This window comes from Pontibacter aydingkolensis, from assembly GCF_019443125.1.
In the GTDB taxonomy this organism is placed as follows: domain Bacteria; phylum Bacteroidota; class Bacteroidia; order Cytophagales; family Hymenobacteraceae; genus Pontibacter; species Pontibacter aydingkolensis.
Window position 1 is genome coordinate 79562 of sequence record NZ_JAHYXK010000002.1, and the last position, 22857, is coordinate 102418.

Below are 22857 nucleotides of genomic sequence, written 5' to 3' on the forward strand. Positions count from 1 at the left end.
TTAATGGGTAAGAAACAATTTTATGACACTGCCAAGCCGCAGGAAACCGCGGTACTGGTAGCCGTACCTGGCTACCGCCAAACCGATGAGCAAACCGATGAGTATCTTGACGAACTTGCTTTCTTAACTGAAACGGCAGGAGCCCAGGCTGTAAAACGATTTGTACAGAAACTGGACAAGCCCGACAGGGCCACCTTTGTAGGAAGCGGTAAACTGGACGAGATAAATGCTTATGTAAAAGAGCATAATATAGATATGGTGATCTTCGACGATGACCTTAGCCCTTCGCAGGTACGTAACATTGAGCGTGAGCTGCAGGTAAAGATCGTTGACCGCAGCTTGCTTATACTTGATATTTTTGCTCTTCGCGCCAAAACAGCCCAGGCCCACGCCCAGGTAGAAATGGCCCAGTACCAGTACTTGCTGCCGCGCCTTACCAACCTCTGGACCCACTTATCCAAGCAAAAAGGTGGTATTGGTATGAAAGGCCCCGGTGAAACGGAGATCGAGACTGACCGGCGTATTGTGCGCGAAAAAATAACATTGCTTAAAGAGCGACTTAAAAAGTTTGAGAAGCAGAACTTTGAGCAGCGCAAAGCCAGAGCAGGCATTGTGCGCGTGGCACTTGTGGGGTATACTAACGTAGGCAAATCCACACTGATGAACCTGCTCTCTAAATCAGAGGTGTTTGCTGAGAACAAGCTGTTTGCCACCGTAGATGCCACTGTGCGCAAAGTAGTGCTGGAGAACGTGCCATTCCTGTTATCCGATACCGTAGGGTTTATCCGCAAATTGCCAACAAAGCTTATCGAGTCGTTTAAATCTACTTTGGATGAGATTCGTGAGGCAGACCTGCTAGTGCATGTAGTGGATGTGTCGCATCCTTCTTTTGAGGACCACATTGCCGTGGTAAACGAAACCTTAAAAGACATTAATTCTGCAGATAAGCCGGTGCTACTGGTTTTCAATAAGATAGACCAGTACTTAAAGCAGCGTGAGCAGGAGCTAAAAGAAGAGGAAGCCGATGTGCGTCCGTCTATCGACGACCTGAAAGCAACATACATGGCAAAAGAGCATGCTCCTGCCTTGTTTATCTCAGCTACTAATAAACTGAATATCGATGAGTTACGCGAAGAGTTACAACGCCGTGTAGCTGAGCTTCATTTTGAACGTTACCCGAACAACGTTTAAAGTATAGATTTATACTTTGTTTGAAGGAGGAAGCTGCTGATGCGGCTTCCTCTTTTGTTTTAAACACCAGTGCTTTCCTTCTTAAAGAGTGCCGGGGCGACGTAACACAACCAATTACCCCTAGTTTCAGTAAGTAGCAAAGCTACTATTGTTGCCGGTTTGGCAGCAACAGCACAAGATATACTAACCATATGAAGACGCTATACATCCTGAGGCACGCTAAATCGAGCTGGGACTTTGATGAGCTCAGTGATCACGATCGCCCTTTAAATAAGCGTGGGCGCAACGATGCACAACTGATGGGGCAGGAACTCTCTGGCAGGGGCGCAATTCCAGCTCTTATTGTGTCTAGTTCTGCGGTGAGGGCTATCACCACGGCTACTCTGGTGGGAAGGGAAATGAAATTCGAAACAGAAGACATTGTTGTAACCGACAAAATTTATGGTGCAGATAAGCACGAATTGCTGGATGTTGTGCATAATACACCTTCTGATGTAGACTCTGTAATGTTGGTAGGGCACAATGAGCCTATCTCGGAGTTTGCCAACATGCTTAGCCCAGAACACGTTGTTAGCCTGCCTACAACAGGTGTGGTGGCCCTGAGTTTTAACTGCGACAGCTGGTACGACATCAGTAAAGAAAACGCTTCATTACTTTTTTACGACTTCCCCAAAAATTACAAATAGCCGGAGCATACTTAGCTGCTTGCTCCTGCACAAGCCAACAATTATCCTGTAAAAAAGCAGGCACCCGATAACAATGGAAAAAGATATTACAAAAGAGGCCAAAGCCACTCCCGAATACCCACTTACCAACAGAGAACTGAGCTGGCTTGCCTTTAACTATAGAGTATTACAAGAGGCAAAGGATAAGAAAGTGCCTCTCCTGGAGCGTATTAAATTCATGGCTATCTTTTCGTCGAACCTCGATGAGTACTTTAAAGTAAGAGTAGCCACACTTAAGCGCCTGATCAAACTTAAAAAGAAAACCCGCCAAAAACTGGATGAAGACCCCTCCGACACTTTTGACCAGGTGATGCAGGAGGTTAAGCGCCAGCAGGAAGAGTTCGGAAAGGTTTTCCGTGAAAGTATACTGGCAGACCTGCGCAAGCACGACATTCATTTGCTTAACGAAACCGAGCTAAACCCCGATCAGCAGGAATGGGTAAAAGCCTACTTCCAAGAGACGTTAGAAGAACAGTTGCTGCCTATTATACTTGATGCGACAGACACGCACCTGTTCCTGAAAGACCAGACTGTATACTTAGGCATACACATGCTAGAGCCAACTGGCAAAGAGGAAGACAACAAGCCGGAGCGTTTTGCTATGCTCGAGATACCGACTAAAAAGCTGGGTAGCCGGTTTGTAAAGCTGCCTACAGTCGACAACAAGCGTAATGTTATGTTTATTGATGATGTTATTCGCTTTTGCCTACCATTGCTTTTCCCGGAGTATACCCGGTTTCATGCACATGCTGTAAAAGTATCCAGAGATGCTGAGCTCGATATTGAGGAAGAAGTATCGGGTAACCTGATGGCCAAGATCCGGAAAAGCCTGAAGAAACGTGAAACCGGCTACCCGGCCCGCCTTCTATACGATCCCGAAACACCCAAAGTACTATTGGACCGGATGATGGTGCACACGGCTATAACAGAGGAAGAGCTGGTGGAAGGCAGTAAGTACCACAACTTCCGCGACTTCTTTCAGTTTCCGGACTTTAACCTGCCAGAGCTAAAGTATAAGCCACAGCCTACGCTAGTACACCCGGAACTGGAGAAAGAGAAAAGCATTATAGCTGCCATGCAAAAAAAGGATTACCTGGTGCATTACCCGTACCAGTCATTTGAGTATGTGCTGCGTTTGTTTGACGAAGCCGCCGACGACCCTAAGGTTACAGCCATGAGTGCCACGCTGTATCGTGTGGCCGATAAATCGGCTATTGCCAAAGCACTTGTTAGGGCTGCCAAAAACGGCAAAATGGTAACAGTGGTAGTAGAGCTAAAGGCACGCTTTGATGAAGAGTCGAATATTTTTTGGGCGGGTAAGCTACAAAAGGCCGGGGCTAACGTGATTTTTGGGCTGCCAGACCTTAAGGTACACTCCAAGCTGGGGCTGATAACCCGCAACGAAAACGGCAAGCTGGTAAACTATGCTTATCTGAGCACCGGCAATTATAACGAGGACACCTCTAAAATATACGCAGACCATGCCCTGTTTACCTCAGACATTCGCCTGACAAAAGACATGGAGCAGGTGTTCGAGTTTTTTATAGATCGCCAGCCAGACAAGAAGTTTAAGCACCTGCTGGTTGCCCCTATCAACATGCGGCAAAGCTTTGTTAAACTCATCGACAAAGAGATAAAAAATGCCCAAAAGGGGTTACCTGCAAGTATGATCTTAAAGATGAATGCCCTGCAGGACGAACGCATCATCAAGAAACTATACACAGCCAGCCAGGCAGGGGTAAAAATAAAGCTACTGGTGCGTGGTATCTGCTGCCTTGTGCCCGGTGTAAAAGGCATCAGCGAAAACATTGAGGTACGCAGCATAGTAGACCGCTACCTGGAGCATGCCCGGGTATACATTTTCCATAACAACGGCGACGAAAAATACTATGTGGCCTCTGCCGATTGGATGACCCGTAACCTAAGCCGCCGTGTGGAAGTGGCATTTCCGCTGTACCATCAAAACCTTGTAGATGAGGTAAGATCTCTGATAGATTTCCAGTTGAACGACGATACCAAAGCCCGTAAAGTTGACAACACGTATTTTTCTGAGACAGACAAACCAGATATCCGCTCACAGTATGCTTCTTATGATTACCTGCGCAGCCTGGTGCCGGACGATATGGAGCCAGCCTGCAAACACTAGAAGTGCAAAGTATAAACGGTGAGAGGCTGCCCTTGCAAGGGCAGCCTCTCACCGTTTATACTTTGTTGTTAAGCTATATTTACCTGTTGCCCATAAAGTAGTGTGCAGATAAATTTTGCTTTAATCTATTTAACTACCTGTTGCTGCTTCTCTCTGTCCACTTGCGTGGCGGCACCAGAAACAATTGCACCTCCACATATCCCGCGCCGGCAAGATCGTTTGTTATCAACTCATCAGTAGAGCCAACTTCATCAAAAATACGATGCCTGTAGTACCTCCTGTAACCACCTTCCACTCCAAACCATAAAAAGTCATAAATCTCACGCTCCATGCGCAAAAGCCCTTTTATGTCTGTGCGGCGTAGTTCTATTTCACCAAATCGCCTTAAATTAGTTTCATCAGCAAAAATATCGTAGCTGGCACCTTCCAGCCTGTATCCTGTATAGAAAAGGGTTTTCTCGTTGGCATTATAGCGTAACCTGACATTAGCCGGAAAAATCGATTCTACGCCCCACTTCGGGTTAAAAGTTCGGTTATACAAAATACCTGGGTATATTCTCTGCCTGCCAAAAGTATAACCCCATTGCAAACCAACACCAATAGCAAAATCAGGAGTTTTTTTCCATCCGTAAGCCAAGTCAACAGTAGCCTTCAGGTAATCAGATATTTTGATATTATCGCGGGTATAATCTCCATTGAGTTCTCCTTTTACCCGTATCAGATAAAAATTACGCACATTTAAAGAGTGCAGGTATGCCAACTGTAACCCGATGCTCTTCAGGTTCTTGTCTTCCAGGTAACGGTACAGGTCATAGGATGACTCATTAAGCCCGGCGAAGTTGAATTCCTCCAGTTCGTAATCGAAGCCAAGTATAACCTTAGTCTGAGGCTTATTAACAAGTGGGGCCAGTGCTCGCACAGAGAATTTATTATGCCGCCTGATACGTCCTTCTCCGTTACCCAGACTAGGATCATCAGACTCAGACTTTATTCCAAAATCGGGCAGGCGTTCATACTTTATTACCACGCCCTGCGGTTTACCCATGCCACGTACACCCGGGGAAGCATACTCTACCACAGACTCGATTTCCCGCCCCTGCGCCTTTGCACCGGAGTTTAAAGAAAGAATAGCTAGAGATATAAAAAGTAGTTTAGGTAGTTTCATAGTTTGATAGTTGAATGGGGCTTAAATAAAGTAAAGTACCGTATAGTGTCTGGCACTTTACTTTATACTTCTAATTTTATTTTGTGTTAAAAAAAGAAGCCAAAATTCAGCATCCAGAGCTTATCCACTTCTCCTACCGAGTATGTAAGCGACAACAACGAACGGTTTAATGTTTCTGCCCATATACCACCTCCATAACCAGTATGCAGACTACGGAAAAAAGCCTGTTTAGGGTCATCATCATGATAGACCCGCCCAGCATCCAGTAGCCCTAGCGCACCAAATTTGCCCGGCGCCAGGTACAGGTTATACTTAAACAGCTCCAGGCGTGCTTCGCCGTTTATATACACATTGCTCCTGCCTGCAAAGCGCGTACGCCGGTACCCGCGCAGGTTCTCTGTGCCTCCCAGGGTATTGGCCTGGTAAAAACGGTAATCCCCGAAGTTATGGGCCGCCCCTATGCGCCCTGCCCAGGTTAGCTGAAACGGGAAATTAGGGCTTACATAAAACCTGAACTCTGAGCTTATTCTGGTAAAATTTAAATTCTGGCCTCCTACTTCCTGGTTATAACTGATGCTGTTATACCAGCGCATGCCTATATCCGGATTGTTGATAGTGCTGCCGCCACCTAATACCTCCATGTTGGCGTAAGCCGATACGCCTGCATAGTGCTGCACTTCAAAGTCATCGGTTACCGGATCATAAGTACCTGGCAACAGGTTGCCGGCACGTGCCTCGTCCAGCAGAAAGCTTTCGCGGGTTGGGTAAACCACCTTAAAACGATCGTAAGTCGGGCCAATGCCAATCTTAAAGAAGGAGGTGAAGTCGCGGTAAAGTGAGGCGTGAGCAGACAACCGTTCAAACCTTACCCTGTAGTAACTATCGTCTATGTCGGAGCCCTGTTGGGTGTTGTTGCCCAGGCCATAAAAATTACGCTGGTACTTAGGGCCCTGCAACAGTCCGCTAAAGGCCATGTTCCAGTTGCCGATAACCTGCTTCAGATCTCCGGTATATCTTACATTAAATGACTTTGTGAGGAAGGCATAGTTTGCTTCCAGTAAATGCTCGGCTGCATAAGGCACTTTCCTGAACTTATAGGTGCGCAGCAACAGCCCTGCCCCTATAAAAATACCGTCATCAACGTTATACTCTGTAGACAGGCGCGGCCCAAAATATGGGATATTGTAGTTGTCACGATCGTAGAAGTTAACCTCCGGAAACTCTTCTGTTTTATCTTTCGTCTCAGGCCCGAATACAAACTTGTTCTCCTCTTCTGTGTCGTATACTATGGTGTGCTTTTTAAGGCCGCTAACGCTCGAAGAATCGACAATAACATCTTCATCGGCGCCGCCAATAATACGAACTACTATACTTGAGTTAACATCGCCTGTAACTATAAACTGATCCTGGCCTCCCATGCCATATAAGCGTAACTCTTTGGTTTCGGAAGTAAGGAAAGTCCGGTTGTACAACTCTTCCAGAATCTCGCCTTCTTTGCTGGTCTTGTAGCCTGTTACCCGCACTTGCTCGTTGTTCACACGCCTGATCTCAAAACGTTCGTGCTTATTGCTTCCGGCTATATCTACATACTTTGCTAAAAAAGTATAGTACTCTTCTGCAACGGCAGGCAGCTGCTCCCGCCTTGATTTTAGTTTAGCTGCGATCTCGGGCCCTGAAATATTCCTTACTCCTTCGGGCAACTCATTAACAGCTGCTTCGATTACCTCATCTGTCATACCAGCCTGTATATCCTGGGCAATCTTTCGCCACTGCTCACGTGTTACCCTGGAGGTAAACGTTCTATCCATTTGCAGGCCACTCAGGTTTAGCCCAATCACATCTTCAAAATTGTAGCCGAAGTTCTGCACATTTCTAACGCCCCATTTACGGGTAGCAAGCCACGGAAGTATGCCATCAATTTTAAAGAATGCCTGATCGCGGTCTTCAGGAACAGGTATGTATAAATTGCCTTTGTCTCCTTCTTTTTTGCGCTCTACCCAACGCCACTGCCCTTCGTGTCTGTCCCAGTCTCCTATTAGCATATCCAGCAAGCGTGCACGCACAAACTCCGGCTGGTCTACTTCATTGTCGTTGTCCTTTATCAGTTCCTGCAGCAGTTTTTCGGTACCAACCAGGTTTTTGGCGTAGCCCAGGCTGGCTGTTTCTTCGTGGTTCTCGTCGGCATCCTCTTCCAGAAAAGCCAGGGTGTTGCCAAACTCATCTATGTACTGTCTCAGGTATGGCGTGTTGGGGATGTATACCAGTTTAGGATTTGTATGGAAAACGCCTGCGGCATCGGCAAGCTTGGGCACCATAAGCGCACCATAGGGGTGTTGTGCCGATATCTGATCTTGTAGTAAAGCGCGTGCGGCTGTTTCCTGCAGGTATTCTGGTAAGGCCTTCGTTGGGTCCTTGTCTACAGTGCGCAGGGTATATTCTTTAGCATCGGGGTTCCGCACTTTAAGCGATGCTGTTTGCTTACCTCCACCTTTCTGGTATGGCGTTAAACCATCCAGTTCGTTCTTCATATCCAGCAAGGGCGCTTTTACAGGGGTGGCCCACTCTTGCCTGTAGTGTGAGCCCAGCATCTTTTTGCGCAATCCTGATGCGTCGTAGGCGTTATTGGCAGCCAATACAATGGTGCTGTCTGCGTAATTGGTATCGTCACGCACCAGCGGCACTTCTTTGCGTGGTTTTTTGGCGTAAAGAGCCGTCCTGAAAGTTATTCTGCCAGTTTCACCTTTACCTTCAGGCTCCCAGAACTCCGTCCATACTTCGCCATTCTCGTAGTACAGCACTTTTGAAAACCCTTTTACAGCCTGTGTATATGTTGCGTTTCCACCGCCTTTTACATGTTGTATCTTACACCCCGAGCCGCTTACAATATGTGCCAGGTTGTTGTGCTTAAAGTACTGCAACGAGTGTTCGTGCCCGGCAGCGTAAATAATGTTGTCATACTTATCAAATATATTGAGCAGGCCCTGAATGTAAGCCTGATAGCGCGGGTGCGGGATATCCTGTAAAATGCCGCCATACTTTCGGGCAAAAGGATAGATAGAACCGATAACAGGCATAGGCAGATACATCCAGTCGCGGAGCATGGTAAACGGGAAGAGATGGTCGCGAAGTGTAAAGAAACCGCCGTGGTTGCCCCTGGTAAATAAGGGGTGATGGGCTACTATCAATATGTCGCTGCCACTGTTCTTTTCAATAACATCCTCCAACTGTATTAAGAAGTCCAGTTCTGTTGCTGCACCGCAATTGCTGTTGTCGCCGTAAGGTCTGTCGAAGGGGTGCAACCACCACTCTGAGTCTATCGCTATTAAAACAAGGTCGTCGCTGATCTTTACCTCGTAAGGGCCCGGGCAGCCGTTGCCTGGCACAAAGAAATCTCCGCCTACTACAATATTCTCTTCGGTGAGGTACTCGTTAACATGGTTCTGCTCCCGGATCACATAGTCAAGACCACCCCGGCCACTGTGGTTCCAGTCGTGGTTGCCGGGTATCATGTACTTTTCGCCCTCGTAGCCTTTCAGGATATCCAACTGGGCATTCAGGCGCTTTTCCGAAATTTCTCTGTCGTAGCTGCCAACTGGCGGTAAACCGTTGTGATACACGTTGTCTCCCAGAAAGATGGTGGCACTTTGCATACCAGCCTCCTCCATTTGTTTCCGCATCAGTATCATAGAAGGTTCTCCATCAAGATCCGGGGCTCCTACGTCTCCAATAAGAAACACTGTGTAAAGCAGTTTATTTTGAGGGTCCGGCTTATCCTGCTCCCAGTTAAGGGCGGCCCGGCTGTAATATGGCTCAGTAGATACGCAGGCGGTTAAGACAAATAGCAACAGCGCCAGACATACATACTTTGTGTATAGTCGCCGCTCAGTTAGTAGTTTTTTGATCATAGGTTTATTGTACTATAGCACACCCCGCATGTATACAGCATCATATAAGATCTGGTTAGCAACCACACAGGTAATTATAGTAAAATCCAGTCTTATACTTTTAGTGCTTACCGAGCTTTGCTTATAGCTTTCAAACAAGCTTTTGCATTTCCTGTTACTGGCCGCAGCACACTGTTTCTTGGTTTTACGCGCCAAACGGAAAAGGAAAACGAGGCTGGATTTCATAAACGAGATGGATTAAAATTTAGTTGTTTACTTGCCACACCTCTATAACTACTCTCTGGAATAGCTGCCTTACTAACAAAAAACCGTTTTTACCGTAACCGCAGATTACGAAGTGCTATTTGCACCCTACATACTTTTTCTATACCATTTGCAAGTAGCAACATGGCAGCACCAACTACATTATGGAAAACCAGGACATTGTTAAGCAGGCAAGTGAGTTTATCTTTAAGCTTTTTAAAGAAAGGCTCTCTAAAAAGCTTGTTTATCATAATTACAAGCATACATACGAAACCGCGGCAGAAGCAGAAAACCTTGGCAAGCTAAGCGACCTACCAGAAGATGAATTGCAGGACCTGATTCTGGCAGCCTGGTTTCATGATACCGGCTATATAGAGACATATGCAGACCACGAAGAGGAGAGTGTTAAAATAGCAACAGCCTGGCTACAGGAGCAAGGTTATCCTGAGGAGCGTATTGAGCGGATCTGCCGCATTATTTTATCTACAGAACATAGCCGTCAGCCAGAAGGACAGTTGGAGGAATTGCTGGTGGATGCCGATATGTCTAACATTGGCAAAGATACATTTTTTGCCACAGCTGAGTTGCTGCGCGTGGAGTGGGAGATCTATCAGGATAAGTTCTTCTCAGACAGGGAGTGGGCACAGTTTCAGATCGATTTCCTTTTATCAACTACGTTTCACACGCACCAGGCGCAAAAAAAGTTTGCAGGACAACTAGGCCTGAACATACAGGAGCAGCGCACCCGACTTAAAAAAGAAGTAAAGAAAAAGAAGAAGAAAGAGAAGAAGCACCGTGAAACCCTGGCCCAGCCAAAGCGAGGCATCGAAACTATGTTTCGCAACACTTACCGCACACACCTTAACCTAAGTGCCATTGCCGATAACAAAGCAAACATGATGATCAGCCTAAACGCTATTATCCTGTCTGTTATCATTACCTATTTAAGTGCCAAGACATCAGCCACCGGAAGCGAATTTGCGCAGCACCGTACGCTGCTTATACCTGTTGGCACGCTTGTGCTAACTACGCTTGGCTCGGTAATCTTTGCCATTATATCGGCGCAGCCAGAGGTTACCAGTTTTTCTTTTAAAAAGGAAAAGATGAACAGTCGCAACATCAACCTGCTGTTTTTCGGCAACTTTACCCATCTGCCTCTGGAGGATTTTCAGCATGGTATGCACGAGATCATGCGTGACAAAAAATCGCTGTATAACAATATGATAACTGACATATATTACCTAGGGGAAGTACTGGACAGAAAGTATAAAATATTGCGCATCTCCTACACCATTTTTATGGTAGGGCTGGTGCTTACTGTTATAGCATTTGCCATTGCTGTGTTATACTATGGCCCAAACACCATACCGGGTACTGAAGGCGGCCTTGTGCAATAACCGGGAATACTTTGTACAATAGTTTAATTGCCTTAAATTTGCTTTTGCAGCAAAATACAAATGGCCCTGTAGTTCAATGGATAGAATAGAAGTTTCCTAAACTTTAGATCCAGGTTCGATTCCTGGCAGGGCCACGAAGCTATTAACAACGATAATCACTTATTTGGTATTTTGATAAGAGTCAAACTTTATGTAACTTATCCATATACTTCTTGTATACCTACTCAAGCATGAGGATACTTTTACTATCAGGAATAATTATCGTTTTACTTGCTACAGCATGCCGCGAAAATAACCGCGAAGCCATTGAGCAGGATTCTTCAGAGGCTACCATGGCCAGCGAAACAGGAAAAGAAACCCCACTTCCATCTGATGTACTTTTTGCCACTAAGCCGCTTATCGGGGGAGAGTTGTATTCCAAGCCAGATTTCCAGAGTACTCCTGTTGCCAGCTTTGACACATCGCAAAGCATACACATACTAGACTCCACGCATGCTATTTTTGTACATGCCAGAATCAGAAAAGACACCTCGATCCTGACAGGCTACATTCCTAAAACTATACTTCCGGAGAAAAAACAATAGTCTGGACTTTACCCGCTCCGCAAAGTATTAATAACCTCGCTATGTGTTATACTTTTCAAGGGCTCAGGATCAAGTCCATCTGAGATTGTTCACGACACTCCTACCTGCAAAAGCGCCTTCTCTGGCATCATGAATATAATTACAGAGCAGGGCATTAATACACAACTGTCTCTTTAAGCAAAGTAGTATCGTTTTCACCCTTTATCAGCATTTCAACCTTTACCTGGTTGTGGCTCCAGTTGAAGTTAAGTATACCAAAGTTCAGTTGCTTTATCAGTTCGCCTACCCGGTATTTGTTAGGCTCCCGGGCTGCTCCGCTATACACATGCGTCAGGCCGCTGCTGGTTACTTCGTAAAGCGGGTAGCGCATGCCCGCCAGGTTTGTTTTTGAAATCTCGGCAATGTGGCGGTCTCCGCTCAAAAGTATAACACCATTGGCACCAGAGGCAGCTATAAGGTCCAGAAGGCGTTTACGGGCAGCAGGGAAGTTGGCCCATTTCTCAAACACCTGTTCTTCGGGCAGTACCTGAATACCATTGCCTATAATGTTTACCTTAGCTTTGCTGTTGCGCAGTTCCTGTTCCAGCCAGCGCCATTGCTCCTCACCTAGTATATCGCCGGTTCGGTTTACCTGGTACACCCTGTTAATGCGTGCCAGCGAGTCGCGGTGGTAGCGGCTATCGAGCAGGATAACTTTTACCTGGCTATTACTTGGCCCATAAGTATGCGAACTGTACACACCCTCCTGCTGGCGGCGTGGGCTGTTGGCCGGCTCACCTATAAAATCCCAGAACAGCTGGGAACTTTGCTCCTTCATTTCATACTCTTTGCCGCCGTCGTTCAGGCCATAATCATGGTCGTCCCAAACACCAATTATTTCCGAGGTAGCCATTAGCTGCCGGTATCCTGGTTCAGCTTTCACCATCTCGTACTTCTGCTGCAGCACGTTCATGTCGTAGGAGTCGCCGTAAATATTATCGCCAAGCCATACCCACACTTGTGGTTCATTTTTTAAGATAGGCTCCCAGAGCGGCTGAGGCAGGTCTTCGCGGTTACAGGACCCAAAAGCCAGGGTGGTAAGCGGCGTTTCGGGTTGCGTGGTGGCAGCCGGTTTCTGGCAGCCGGTAAGTATAAGCAGGGCAAATACGAGTAACCTAACGGCAGTATACTTATTTAGCATAATGACAGAGCAGTTGATATTATCTTTTACAAATATAAGAAAAACAAGTCCTGGATATACCTCTATTTGTTTCTTAACTGGAGTTAAATAAAAAAAGCGGCGACCCTTTTGAAGAGCCGCCGCTTTTGTCACGAGTCTATTTCGGTTACTTTATCACTACCCTTCTTACAGAGCTGTAGGTGTCTGTTTCTAACTTCACATAGTAAAGTCCTTTTGCTTTTCCGGTAAGGTCAATCGTTTTGGTAAACTGGCCGTCGTCGCGCGTCAACGTTTCACGATGAATCTCGTTACCGATAACATTTATGATGCGCAGCTCTGCCTTCTTTGCCGAAAGATTGGCTACAGATATGGTAAAAACGCCATTACTCGGGTTCGGATATATGGCTAACTCTTCATCCTGCTCCTGAACTTCAAGTGCCTTTTCGGCTTGGCGAACAGGGCCAACCACATTCGTTCTGGCCTGTGCCTGCGCTAAAAGCACTGTTGAAATTGTAAATAACGTAAGTATAAATTGCTTCATGTATGTAAGTTGTATTCTTGCTCAAAGTTACAAAAGTCGTTCCACATTTATTAAAACGGTTTACACAATAAATTGTTCTTGTATTATACACCTTAAAACAGGTGGATTCACTAAAATTTAACACTTAAAATTGCACTTAAACAACATCACAAAACACATAACCAATTGGAGCAGGTAGTAATAATAGGAGGTGGACTGGCAGGACTTACCAGTGCTTTGCATTTGGCACAAGGTGGCATAGCAGTAACTGTGATCGAGAAAAAGGCATACCCCTTTCACAGAGTATGCGGGGAGTACGTGTCTAACGAAGTATTGCCCTACCTGCACAGCCTCGGTGTTGCTATTGAACAACTTTCTCCGGCTCGCATCTCAAAATTTATACTTTCGTCGCCTAACGGAAAAATTTTAAAAGCTGACCTTGACCTGGGCGGTTTCGGACTGAGCCGATATACGTTCGACAATTATCTTTACCAACTGGCACAGCAGCACGGCGTAACATTTAAATTGAACACTCCTGTGCAGGATGTGTCTTTTACAGATGGCCACTTTACTCTTAAGCTGGCAGACGGCGAAAGTATAAACGCAGAGGTGGTGCTAGGGGCATACGGCAAACGCACCAACCTGGACAGGCAACTCTCCCGCAGTTTTTTTAAGGCTCGGTCTCCCTACATCGGAGTTAAGTATCACCTGCGTTATCATCAACCACAAGACCAGATCGCATTGCACAATTTCAAGGATGGGTATGCAGGCATCTCGGCCATAGAGGATAACCGTTACTGCTTTTGCTACCTTACCACCAGGCACAACCTGCAGCAGCACGGCACTATACCAGCTATGGAGCAGGCCATACTTTACCTTAATCCTCACCTGCAGCACATTTTTGCAGAGGCTGAGTTTCTATACTCAAAGCCAGAGGTTATCAACGAAATATCTTTTGCCACCAAAACCTGCGTGGAAGAGCACATGCTAATGTGCGGAGACGCAGCCGGTATGATAACCCCACTCTGCGGGAACGGAATGGCGATGGCGATACACGCAGGTAGAATAGCAGCAGAAGAAGTAGTGCATTATTTCAGAAATGGCCAAAACAGGCAGCAATTGGAGGAGCGGTATACTTATGCCTGGAAAAAGCAGTTCCAAAGCCGCCTGCAGCTTGGCCGCACCGTACAGCGTTTATTTGGCAGCCCGGTACTCTCAGAAATAACGGTTGGTGTGCTAAGGCGGGCACCTGCTGTTGTAAACCTTATTATGCGCCAAACTCATGGCAAGCCTTTTTAAACAGATACATCTATTATAGGTTGGGCTGCGTACTTATGTGCATGCTTCGCTTTTTGTGCTTAACAGGCGCATAAGCTGCATCAACTCTTCCGGACCTTTACCTGAATCAAACATTAAGACTACAGCCCGGTTGATGATGGTAAGCCTCACAATATGAAGTTTATACTCTATCCCGGGAGACGAAACGCGACAAACAAGACATAACATGAAGAGCTACATTTGCGCTATAGGCACTGCTAACCCACCCCACAAAATACCTCAGATGCAGGTGGCAGACTTTATGGCCGAGGCATTGCAGTTCGACGAGCAGGAAACACGAAAGCTAAAGGCGCTTTACCGGGTATCCGGCATTGGCCAGCGCTACAGCGTACTGGAGGATTATACGCGTCAGAACGGAGAGTTTACCTTTTACCCAAACACTCCTACCCTGGAGCCCTTCCCGACGGTGCAGCAGCGCATGGAGTTATACCGCAACCATGCCGTAAACCTGTCGGAAGACGCTGTGCGCCGTTGTCTGGAACAGTCCCCAGTAACCTTGCCAGAATTAACCCACCTGATTACGGTCAGTTGCACTGGAATGTATGCCCCAGGCCTGGATATTGAGCTGGTAGAACGGCTGCAGCTGTCGTCGTGTGTGCAGCGCACTGCCGTTAACTTTATGGGCTGCTATGCTGCTTTTAACGCCATTAAACTAGCCGACTCTATTTGCAGAGCTAACCCTGAGGCAAAAGTGATGCTGGTATGCACTGAGATCTGCACCATTCATTTTCAAAAGCACGCCCAACAGGACCACCTCGTATCAAATGCCTTGTTTGGCGACGGAGCCGCTGCCGTGCTGATGCAGGGTTTACCTTGCCAGGAAGTATGCCTGGAGCTGCAGTCTTTCCACTGCGACCTGGCACCGGCTGGCAAGCGTGACATGGCCTGGCACATAGGCGACACCGGGTTTGAGATGACACTTTCTTCCTATGTGCCGGACCTTATCAAGAAAGGCATAAAAGAACTAACTGAACGGCTGCTGCAAGGGCTGAAAACAACTACAAAGGAAATAAGCCTTTTTGCCATACACCCCGGTGGCAGGCGCATTTTAGAAGTAATAGAGCAGGAACTGGGCATGACGCGCAACGATAACCGCTTTGCGTACCAGGTGCTGCGCGACTTTGGTAACATGTCGTCGGCTACGGTGCTGTTTGTGCTTAAAGCGCTTATGGATAGCCTTACCCCAAAAGAGCAGGATGAGCCTATACTTAGCTTTGCCTTCGGCCCCGGCCTTACCCTGGAATCTATGTTGCTAAAGGTGCATTATGCTAAAGTACAGGTCTAACGAACCCGAACTGATGGACGACCTGACCTTGTCGGGGGAAGAGCTTCGTAAAAACCTGGCGGAGTTGGAGGTTATCAACAATTGGCTGGGCGGGCACAAAGTGGTGCTGGACGCGTTGGAGAAACCAGACCTGGCCGGTTACCAAACTATACGCATAGCCGACATAGGTTGCGGCGGCGGAGACACACTTAAAAGTATAGCAAAGTGGGCCCGCCGCAAACAAATAACCGTTGAACTGGAAGGTATTGACGCAAACGACTTCATGGTGAAGTATGCCCGTACTTGCTGCGCCGATTACCCGGAAATAAGTATAACCCAGTACGATGTTTTCTCCGAAGCTTTTTCAGAAAAGAAGTACGACATTGTAGTCTGCAGCCTGTTTTGCCACCATTTTACCAATACACAGCTTATAGAGATGTTCCGCCAGCTTCACAGCCAGGCCCAGCACAAAGTTATCATCAACGACCTGCACCGCCACTGGCTGGCATACTATTCTATCAAATACATAACTGCAGTATTCTCAGGCTCCAGGCTTGTTAAAAACGATGCCCCGCTTTCGGTGTGGCGTGCTTTTAAACGCGAAGAACTGGAGCAGCTGGTACAGCAGGCTGGTATTACAGCGTATACTTTAAAGTGGATGTGGGCCTTTAGATGGCAGTTGGTATTGGAGAAGAGTTAGCCTGGCAATTTATACTTTTAAAAAAAAGTGCTGCGCGTTCTCCTTAACACATCTTACACTAACTTAACAGCCATATTTATGGTATAGTAGTGTATGAAAAAAGACAACATCCGGTTCCGGCTCCTGTTTATACTTTCAATCGTTATATCAGCCATTGCCATATCCTTTTTCCTGAAGGCGCTTAAGATAGTGCTGTACATTATACTTGTACTGGCCTTTGCACCTATTGTATACATTATCCTGCGCAGCATTATACCCGGCCGCAAAAACGAAGACGATAAACTCAAAACGAGGGAGTAGTTAATTGTTGATTGTTGGGTTGTTAAATTATTGACTTGTTGATGACTTATACTTTTCTGCTTCGTGGCTGGTAAGACGCAAGGTATTGCGTCTCTACGTTCCAGAATAACGAACAACCAATAACAAATAACGATATTGCGTCTCTACGTTTTTAACTTTCTAACTCCCAAACTCTTTAACTCTCTAACTCAAAAATACACTTGCTGGGCCAGCCTAAAAGTGTTAGCATGGGCCTCAACGATGTGGGCAATTTGTTTAGAGTAGCCACCACCCATACTTATGGCTACGGGTAGGTTGTTGCGGTGGCAGAGCTCCAGCACGGTACGGTCGCGTTCTTTGCAGCCGGCTATGCTCATACCCAGCTTGCCAAGCTTATCTGTTTCCAGCACATCCACCCCCGACTGAAAAAACACAAACTCCGGCTCGTGCTGGTCAAGCAGCCGCGGCAGGTGGTGCTTCAGCAGGCCTAAGTATTTTTTGTCGTCGGTGCCTTCTGCCAGCGGTATGTCCAGGTCGGATTTTTCTTTATGAAACGGGTAGTTATGGCAACTATGCATGCTGAAGGTAAACACCCGTGGCTCGTTTGCGAATATCTGCGCTGTGCCATTACCCTGGTGCACATCCAAATCCACGACAAGTATGCGGTTAATGCTTTTATACTTTAGCAGATAGTTGGCCGCGATAGCGATATCGTTTAGGAGGCAAAAGCCTTCTCCTCTATCAGTAAAAGCGTGGTGCGTACCACCGGCAATATTCATCCCAACACCATACTGCAGCGCAAAAAGTGAGGCCTGTAAAGTACCGTTCATGATCACTATCTCACGGTTTACCAGTTCCTCAGACAAAGGAAAGCCTGTTTTGCGAATTTCTGAGGGAGTTAACGCCAGGCTTTTCAAGCGGTGCCAATAGCCGGCATCGTGGGTATCAAGTATAAATTGCTCGGCCAGCGGTTGCGGCTCAAACAGGTTGTCCTGGGTGATGGTGCCTTCATAAAGCAGTTGCTCGGGCAGTAGGTCATACTTTGCCATCGGGAAGCGATGACCCTCCGGCAGGCTGTGCGCGAATATCTCTGACCAGGCAATTTTTAGCATATCGCAAAGGTAACAATTATAAGGCAGCGCAGGTTTGCACGCCACCTTAGGCACAACTATAGAACAGTGCAAAAACTAAATCTGTTAGCAGCAGAAAAACACAAAGTGGATAACCTGTAGCAGTATTCATAATTAAGAAGTTGTTCACTACTTTATATGTGGATAAATGTGGATAACTATGTTTATTACCTTAAGTTATCCACCAACAAGTGTTAACGCAGTGTAACTAAATCCAATTTTTCTTTACAATTTCATATTATCAACCAGAAAAGTATACTTTGAGGCAACTTAATTGCTAAAAATTTTATCCGGACTAGCTGCCATCGTTTTCCATTTTGCAGGCCCCTATATACTAGCACTGCTCTACCTCTATCTCCCAAAGCATAGTATTCAGGCAAACTGCAACTTTATAGTCAACCATCAGAGTATATGATATATAAGCAAGATTACAAACCAGTATAATCACCTATACTATGAAAAGACTATTTACCGTGCTATTTATGCTGTTTTACATATTGGCAGCAAAGGCCCAGGAAGGAGGCGGCCCCACAACACAACAGCAGGACCATAATATACTCAGCGGCTTGAGCGGCCCTAACGCAGGTTTTGGCATAAAAGGAGGTGTTAACTTTGCCGAGATAAATGGCAGCGAAAAAGACCTGCTTGGCGACATCAGTCATTATACAAGCTATCACGCCGGGGTGTTTGTACAGTTTGCCCTAAGCGATTTTTTCTCTATTCAGCCGGAAGCATTGTATTCCCGCAAAGGCTACGAACGAAACGACTCTACTTTCAGGTTTGATTACCTGGATGTACCTGTTCTTGCCGTGTTTAACCTGACAGACAATATCAGCATACACCTGGGTCCACAGATATCTTCCATGTTGTTTGCAAGAGAAGATGGCAAAGAAACAAACCTGGACCGTTTTAACACATTCGACTATGGCGTAGCCGCCGGATTTGAAGGTCGTATCAGCCGTTTCAGGTTGGGTAGCCGCTATAACCTTGGCTTTGCCGATCTAATTAAAACCGACAAGGCAGGACGTAGCGTTACCAACGATATAAAGAACGGCATTTTACAGGTATATCTTGGCATCGGCTTCTGATACAACACCGGGCATACTTGACTCAAAGATAATTTCCTACCCCCCGGACAGCAGCAAAATATCATTTTAGGCGTTGTAAACGTACTATAGGCTGGAGCGCCAGAATTGGCATAGCACAGATTAAGCCTAAAAGTATGATTCGATATCAGCTGCATATAATTAAGTATGCTATTCTTGTCCTGTTCCTGAGCATTGCTACCCTGAGCTCCTGTGACACAGCCGTAAAGTCTGACAAGGCGCTTGTAGGGAAGGCCGTTACCCCGAAGGACCTTATTGCCACACCTTCCGAAACCTTTGTGATAGATACCGCCAAAAGCCAGCTAACCTGGATCGGTGCCAAAATGACGGGCCGCCACAACGGCTACTTTAAAATTGAAGAAGGCGAACTGCACCTGAAAGACAGCCTGCTTACCAGCGGGACCATTCTGATTGACATGACCAGGCTTAGCGCTGATGATAAAACAATAGACCAGGCCAGCAATGCTAAATTAACCAAGCACCTGCAATCTGAAGACTTTTTTGATGTGGTAAAGTATAATACTGCCCGTTTTGAGTTTACTGGAATTGCCCCCTACGATAGCACCAAAGTTGCTACACAAAGCACTCCTGCCCGTAAAACCGCAGATGATGCCTTGCGTGTAAAAAGGCCAACACACTTTGTAACAGGTAACCTAACTATTAAAGACCAGACCAAAAGCATTACATTTCCGGCAAAAATCACGTTGGAGGATAATCTTCTAAAGGCCAAAGCCAACTTTAACATAGACCGCACTCACTGGGGTCTGGTGTACCGCTCCGACAACTCGCTTGGCAACCAGACTATCCGGTCAGAAGTGAACATCGGGTTTGATATTGTGGCCCGCCCAAAGGCTGACCAGGCACTTTAATGCGCGCTACGATACAGCTTTTTGCCTTTGCTTTATGCTAAACCCGTAATTAGTGCGTTTCTAGCCCTAAAGAACAACGTATAAAGTATGAGAAAATACCTTTGCCTGCTGCCCTTACTATTGCTTACACTTACGGCACAGGCACAAGAAAACACGCTGGCAACTTTTAACCTGAAGCAGGAAAGTATACTTCGGGTGGGCATGTTGGTGCTGGGAGGCTGGGCTGTACTTAACATTCTGCTGGCAAGCTTTAAACTTACCACTACCACACGGGCAAGGCGCTACTTTTACCAAATGAACCTGTACTGGAACGTCGTAAACCTGGTTATCGCCGGCATTGCACTACACCATATTATATCTTCGGACGGAGAAGCGATGGCTTTAGCAGAAAGCATACGGCAGCACGACTGGTACAAAAAAATTCTGTACTTAAATATTGGCCTGGATGTGGCTTACATTGCCTTGGGAGCTTACTTACAGCAACGCGCTAAAACCTCTTTAATGAAACCCGAGCAGTTAATGGGTTGGGGACAGGCAGTTGTGTTACAAGGGTTTTTCCTGTTGCTACTCGATGTAGTGCTAACCGTAATGCTGGAGAATATTTCTGAAAGGCTCTTCCGGCTGGTACCGCTGGGGTAAAATCATTTTTGGCTGCAGTATGGTCATCTTTTCACTTTCACCAAGATGATGCTTCTTTTGCTGGCGAGGGTTTTAAACTTGCCCTACTTTTGCCCTCGCAGAATCTTTTAGAGTGAAACGGCTCTGTTGTTACAGCTCTTTCGGACTTCCAAGTCCGAAAGCTTACTGCCGGGGACATCTTTGTCCCCATAGATTGGCCCCCTCCACGCGGACTAGGAAGTCCGCTGCAGAGAAAGCTCCGGACAAGGATGTCCGGAACAGCAATAATAACACCTGCATCTACAGGCAATCCTGCCCATTATTTAATCCTGAAGATCCTGATCCAAAAAAGCCGCACCTTAACGTATAAAGTGCGGCCTGTAAAGTATGAAAGTATAGCAGATTAGCGGCTGTGCCTTCCTTCGGCAAATTCTTCGATCATCTTTTTGTTAAAAGCGGGTATATCGTCTGGGTTTCGGCTGGTTACAAGGCCCTGGTCTACCACTACTTCCTGGTCTACCCAATCGGCGCCGGCGTTTTTAAGGTCGGTTTTCAGGGTATGGTAGCTGGTCATTTTTTTACCTTTAACTTTGCCGGTTTCTATCAGCGTCCAGGGGGCGTGGCAGATGGCGGCAACCGGTTTGCCAGAGGTCATAAACTTATCCACGAAGCTAACGGCATCTTTGTTGGTGCGCAGCTTATCCGGGTTCATTACGCCGCCGGGCAGCACCAGCCCATCGTAGGTATCTGCATTTACATCGCTCAGTTTCTTATCCACTTTAAATTTATCTCCCCACTCGGTATGGTTCCAGGCTTTAATTTCGCTGTTCTTGTTGGGTGAGATAATGTGGGCCTCTGCTCCTGCCTCTTTTAATGCCTTTAGCGGTTCTGTAAGTTCTACCTGTTCAAATCCTTCTTCTACCAGTATCGCAATTTTCTTTCCTTCTAATCTGTTTGCCATGCTTAAGTTTGTTTTGGTTTAAATTAAATTTAGCTTTTACAATAACGAACTAAAAGCTAAATTGTTAAAGCATCGTATACGCAATAGCTATTACACAACCATCGTTCTGTATCTATGAAGAGCACTTTTTTAAAGAAACTAACTGCCGCCACAGCCTTATTTATACTTTGTCTGGCCCCTGCCTTTGCCCAGGACGTGAAGGTGATAAAGTATAAAGAACTAGAGCAGTTGCGCAATGCCCCGCACGATACCCTGTATGTGGTAAATTTCTGGGCTACCTGGTGCAAACCCTGCATTAAAGAGATGCCATACTTTGAGGCGCTTACCGAGCAGTATAAAAACCAGCCGGTGCGCGTAGTGTTGGTAAGCATGGATGCCGCCGAAGATCTTAATACCCGCGTTAAACCCTTTGTAAAGAAACGTAGTCTAAAGTCTGACGTGATGCTGCTGGACGAGGTAGACGCCAACACCTGGATAGATAAGCTGGAGCCAAAATGGAGCGGGGCCATACCTGCCACCATGGTGTTTAACAACAAGCGCAAACAGTACGAGTTTGTAGAAAAAGAACTGTCGCAGCAGGAATTACAGAACCTGATCACAAAGTATAAACCTAAATAAAATTTAACCTCTATGAGAAAGCCTAAACTACCTTTCGTGTACATTATGTGCCTGCTGTTTGTGGGTGTATTGCTGGCAGCTGCTCCTGCCGATAGCGGCTACGAGGTGGGCGACACTGCCCGCGATTTTAAACTGAAGAACGTGGACGGCAAAATGGTATCCATGGCCGACTACAAAGACGCCAAAGGCTTTATTGTAACCTTTACCTGCAACACCTGCCCTTACTCTGTAGCCTACGAAGACCGCCTTATAGACCTGCACAACAAGTATGCTCCTAAAGGCTACCCGGTTGTTGCTATTAACCCCAACGACGTAAGCGTATCTCCAAAAGACTCTTACACCCACATGCAAAAGCGCGCTAAGGAAAAGAGCTTCCCGTTTGCCTACCTGTACGACGAGACACAGGAGATAACCAAAGCCTACGGCGCCACCCGCACGCCGCATTTATACATTGTACAGAAGCAGAAAGACGGCAAGTATAAAGTAGCCTACATTGGCACCATAGACGATAACAGCCGCGACGCCTCTAAAGTAGAGAAAAAGTATGCCGAAGCAGCGTTAGATGAACTGGTAGCCAACAAAGCCGTTAGCCAGCCAAACACCAAAGCCATTGGCTGCACTATTAAGTGGAGAGAGGCCTAATTTAAGTATAAGCAAAAGTATAAAGTCCCTGCCATGTTTTGTGGCGGGGATTTTTTGTTTCCGCATTTAAACGTTTATAAACGCAACTAAATGTTTCATAATACGGCTACGTATGTTCTGGCTGCCTGGTGAGTGGCATCTTTGTGAGCAAATTACCAACAAAACGGCTTTACACACATTAATAAAATCCTTTATATCAACAATTTGCACATTGACTACTTTAGAAAAGTATAGGATTTGGCAGATAGATACTTTAATATTATCTTGTATTGTGTAAGCCCTATATGGTTACTTGTA

General features: G+C 46.3%; 21 protein-coding genes and 1 tRNA gene. 16 read left to right on the forward strand and 6 right to left on the reverse strand.

Features of this window, described 5'->3' with window-relative positions:
• The first annotated feature begins 3 nt into the window (after positions 1-3).
• The 3 genes from hflX to ppk1 all read left to right on the forward strand — a co-directional run bounded on the left by hflX (position 4) and on the right by ppk1 (position 4062).
• Positions 4-1191: a GTPase HflX gene (gene hflX, locus K0O23_RS02640; RefSeq protein WP_219875845.1), complete on the forward strand. Its 1188-nt coding sequence runs from the start codon at positions 4-6 to the stop codon at positions 1189-1191.
• A 191-nt stretch (positions 1192-1382) separates the two neighbouring features.
• Positions 1383-1877 carry a SixA phosphatase family protein gene (locus K0O23_RS02645; RefSeq protein ID WP_219875846.1) on the forward strand — a complete coding sequence of 165 codons (495 nt, stop codon included), beginning with the start codon at positions 1383-1385 and terminating at the stop codon, positions 1875-1877.
• Between the two features lie 73 nt (positions 1878-1950).
• Complete coding sequence (ppk1, locus tag K0O23_RS02650; protein ID WP_219875847.1) at positions 1951-4062, forward strand: polyphosphate kinase 1; 2112 nt, start codon at positions 1951-1953, stop codon at positions 4060-4062.
• A 133-nt stretch (positions 4063-4195) separates the two neighbouring features.
• Here ppk1 and K0O23_RS02655 read toward each other — a convergent pair whose 3' ends face one another.
• Positions 4196-5227, reverse strand: coding sequence for a DUF6268 family outer membrane beta-barrel protein (locus K0O23_RS02655; protein ID WP_219875848.1), 1032 nt, complete (start codon positions 5225-5227; stop codon positions 4196-4198).
• 86 nt (positions 5228-5313) lie between these two features.
• The gene (locus K0O23_RS02660) at positions 5314-9132 is read right to left on the reverse strand and encodes a BamA/TamA family outer membrane protein (protein WP_219875849.1); all 3819 of its coding nucleotides are present in this window, start codon (positions 9130-9132) and stop codon (positions 5314-5316) included.
• A 407-nt stretch (positions 9133-9539) separates the two neighbouring features.
• Between K0O23_RS02660 and K0O23_RS02665 the strand changes: the two genes are divergently transcribed.
• From K0O23_RS02665 to K0O23_RS02675, 3 genes are all read left to right on the forward strand, one after another.
• Positions 9540-10772: a Pycsar system effector family protein gene (locus tag K0O23_RS02665; protein WP_219875850.1), complete on the forward strand. Its 1233-nt coding sequence runs from the start codon at positions 9540-9542 to the stop codon at positions 10770-10772.
• 62 nt (positions 10773-10834) lie between these two features.
• Positions 10835-10906 (forward strand) — tRNA-Arg (locus K0O23_RS02670).
• Between the two features lie 96 nt (positions 10907-11002).
• Positions 11003-11356, forward strand: a complete 354-nt coding sequence (locus tag K0O23_RS02675) for a hypothetical protein (protein WP_219875851.1) — start codon at positions 11003-11005, stop codon at positions 11354-11356.
• A gap of 154 nt (positions 11357-11510) precedes the next feature.
• Here K0O23_RS02675 and K0O23_RS02680 read toward each other — a convergent pair whose 3' ends face one another.
• Complete coding sequence (locus tag K0O23_RS02680; RefSeq protein ID WP_219875852.1) at positions 11511-12536, reverse strand: alkaline phosphatase D family protein; 1026 nt, start codon at positions 12534-12536, stop codon at positions 11511-11513.
• A 145-nt stretch (positions 12537-12681) separates the two neighbouring features.
• Positions 12682-13056, reverse strand: coding sequence for a T9SS type A sorting domain-containing protein (locus K0O23_RS02685; RefSeq protein WP_219875853.1), 375 nt, complete (start codon positions 13054-13056; stop codon positions 12682-12684).
• Between the two features lie 165 nt (positions 13057-13221).
• On the opposite strand from K0O23_RS02685, the gene K0O23_RS02690 reads away from it, so the two are divergent.
• The 4 genes from K0O23_RS02690 (at position 13222) to K0O23_RS02705 (ending at position 16637) form a co-directional block, all read left to right on the forward strand.
• Positions 13222-14334, forward strand: a complete 1113-nt coding sequence (locus K0O23_RS02690) for an NAD(P)/FAD-dependent oxidoreductase (RefSeq protein WP_219875854.1) — start codon at positions 13222-13224, stop codon at positions 14332-14334.
• A gap of 169 nt (positions 14335-14503) precedes the next feature.
• Positions 14504-15658 carry a type III polyketide synthase gene (locus K0O23_RS02695; RefSeq protein WP_317195633.1) on the forward strand — a complete coding sequence of 385 codons (1155 nt, stop codon included), beginning with the start codon at positions 14504-14506 and terminating at the stop codon, positions 15656-15658.
• Entirely contained in the window at positions 15639-16337 is a 699-nt protein-coding gene (locus K0O23_RS02700; RefSeq protein ID WP_219875856.1) for a methyltransferase domain-containing protein, read from the forward strand. The genes K0O23_RS02695 and K0O23_RS02700 overlap by 20 nt, the downstream gene beginning before the upstream one ends.
• 93 nt (positions 16338-16430) lie before the next feature.
• The gene (locus tag K0O23_RS02705; RefSeq protein ID WP_219875857.1) at positions 16431-16637 is read left to right on the forward strand and encodes a hypothetical protein; all 207 of its coding nucleotides are present in this window, start codon (positions 16431-16433) and stop codon (positions 16635-16637) included.
• Positions 16638-16825: 188 nt separating this feature from the next.
• On the opposite strand, the gene K0O23_RS02710 is transcribed toward K0O23_RS02705, so the two are convergent.
• Positions 16826-17728, reverse strand: a complete 903-nt coding sequence (locus K0O23_RS02710) for a histone deacetylase family protein (RefSeq protein WP_219875858.1) — start codon at positions 17726-17728, stop codon at positions 16826-16828.
• 473 nt (positions 17729-18201) lie between these two features.
• On the opposite strand from K0O23_RS02710, the gene K0O23_RS02715 reads away from it, so the two are divergent.
• From K0O23_RS02715 to K0O23_RS02730, 4 genes are all read left to right on the forward strand, one after another.
• Positions 18202-18834: a porin family protein gene (locus tag K0O23_RS02715; RefSeq protein ID WP_219875859.1), complete on the forward strand. Its 633-nt coding sequence runs from the start codon at positions 18202-18204 to the stop codon at positions 18832-18834.
• 134 nt (positions 18835-18968) lie between these two features.
• Positions 18969-19721: a YceI family protein gene (locus K0O23_RS02720; RefSeq protein ID WP_219875860.1), complete on the forward strand. Its 753-nt coding sequence runs from the start codon at positions 18969-18971 to the stop codon at positions 19719-19721.
• 87 nt (positions 19722-19808) lie between these two features.
• Positions 19809-20360, forward strand: a complete 552-nt coding sequence (locus tag K0O23_RS02725; RefSeq protein ID WP_219875861.1) for a DUF6992 family protein — start codon at positions 19809-19811, stop codon at positions 20358-20360.
• Between the two features lie 248 nt (positions 20361-20608).
• Entirely contained in the window at positions 20609-20746 is a 138-nt protein-coding gene (locus K0O23_RS02730; RefSeq protein ID WP_219875862.1) for a hypothetical protein, read from the forward strand.
• Here the strand turns inward: K0O23_RS02730 and K0O23_RS02735 are convergent.
• The gene (locus K0O23_RS02735) at positions 20743-21300 is read right to left on the reverse strand and encodes a type 1 glutamine amidotransferase domain-containing protein (protein ID WP_219875863.1); all 558 of its coding nucleotides are present in this window, start codon (positions 21298-21300) and stop codon (positions 20743-20745) included. The two genes, K0O23_RS02730 and K0O23_RS02735, sit on opposite strands and share 4 nt — an antisense overlap.
• Positions 21301-21414: 114 nt before the next feature.
• Here K0O23_RS02735 and K0O23_RS02740 point away from each other — a divergent pair, with 114 nt between their 5' ends.
• On the forward strand, positions 21415-21918 hold the full coding sequence (locus tag K0O23_RS02740) for a TlpA disulfide reductase family protein (protein WP_219875864.1): 504 nt from the start codon (positions 21415-21417) through the stop codon (positions 21916-21918).
• 12 nt (positions 21919-21930) lie between these two features.
• On the forward strand, positions 21931-22560 hold the full coding sequence (locus K0O23_RS02745) for a thioredoxin family protein (protein ID WP_219875865.1): 630 nt from the start codon (positions 21931-21933) through the stop codon (positions 22558-22560).
• Positions 22561-22857 lie beyond the last annotated feature (297 nt).

Excerpts from the sequence above, each read along its gene's own strand:
- K0O23_RS02740 (WP_219875864.1), top strand. The coding sequence starts at position 21,415 with ATGAAGAGCACTTTTTTAAAGAAACTAACTGCCGCCACAGCCTTATTT.
- K0O23_RS02705 (WP_219875857.1), top strand. The coding sequence starts at position 16,431 with ATGAAAAAAGACAACATCCGGTTCCGGCTCCTGTTTATACTTTCAATC.
- K0O23_RS02655 (WP_219875848.1), bottom strand. The coding sequence starts at position 5,227 with ATGAAACTACCTAAACTACTTTTTATATCTCTAGCTATTCTTTCTTTA.
- K0O23_RS02665 (WP_219875850.1), top strand. The coding sequence starts at position 9,540 with ATGGAAAACCAGGACATTGTTAAGCAGGCAAGTGAGTTTATCTTTAAG.
- K0O23_RS02720 (WP_219875860.1), top strand. The coding sequence starts at position 18,969 with ATGATTCGATATCAGCTGCATATAATTAAGTATGCTATTCTTGTCCTG.
- K0O23_RS02745 (WP_219875865.1), top strand. The coding sequence starts at position 21,931 with ATGAGAAAGCCTAAACTACCTTTCGTGTACATTATGTGCCTGCTGTTT.
- K0O23_RS02725 (WP_219875861.1), top strand. The coding sequence starts at position 19,809 with ATGAGAAAATACCTTTGCCTGCTGCCCTTACTATTGCTTACACTTACG.
- hflX (WP_219875845.1), top strand. The coding sequence starts at position 4 with ATGGGTAAGAAACAATTTTATGACACTGCCAAGCCGCAGGAAACCGCG.
- K0O23_RS02730 (WP_219875862.1), top strand. The coding sequence starts at position 20,609 with ATGTCCGGAACAGCAATAATAACACCTGCATCTACAGGCAATCCTGCC.
- K0O23_RS02675 (WP_219875851.1), top strand. The coding sequence starts at position 11,003 with ATGAGGATACTTTTACTATCAGGAATAATTATCGTTTTACTTGCTACA.
- K0O23_RS02710 (WP_219875858.1), bottom strand. The coding sequence starts at position 17,728 with ATGCTAAAAATTGCCTGGTCAGAGATATTCGCGCACAGCCTGCCGGAG.
- K0O23_RS02700 (WP_219875856.1), top strand. The coding sequence starts at position 15,639 with ATGCTAAAGTACAGGTCTAACGAACCCGAACTGATGGACGACCTGACC.
- ppk1 (WP_219875847.1), top strand. The coding sequence starts at position 1,951 with ATGGAAAAAGATATTACAAAAGAGGCCAAAGCCACTCCCGAATACCCA.
- K0O23_RS02685 (WP_219875853.1), bottom strand. The coding sequence starts at position 13,056 with ATGAAGCAATTTATACTTACGTTATTTACAATTTCAACAGTGCTTTTA.
- K0O23_RS02645 (WP_219875846.1), top strand. The coding sequence starts at position 1,383 with ATGAAGACGCTATACATCCTGAGGCACGCTAAATCGAGCTGGGACTTT.
- K0O23_RS02680 (WP_219875852.1), bottom strand. The coding sequence starts at position 12,536 with ATGCTAAATAAGTATACTGCCGTTAGGTTACTCGTATTTGCCCTGCTT.
- K0O23_RS02735 (WP_219875863.1), bottom strand. The coding sequence starts at position 21,300 with ATGGCAAACAGATTAGAAGGAAAGAAAATTGCGATACTGGTAGAAGAA.
- K0O23_RS02715 (WP_219875859.1), top strand. The coding sequence starts at position 18,202 with ATGAAAAGACTATTTACCGTGCTATTTATGCTGTTTTACATATTGGCA.
- K0O23_RS02660 (WP_219875849.1), bottom strand. The coding sequence starts at position 9,132 with ATGATCAAAAAACTACTAACTGAGCGGCGACTATACACAAAGTATGTA.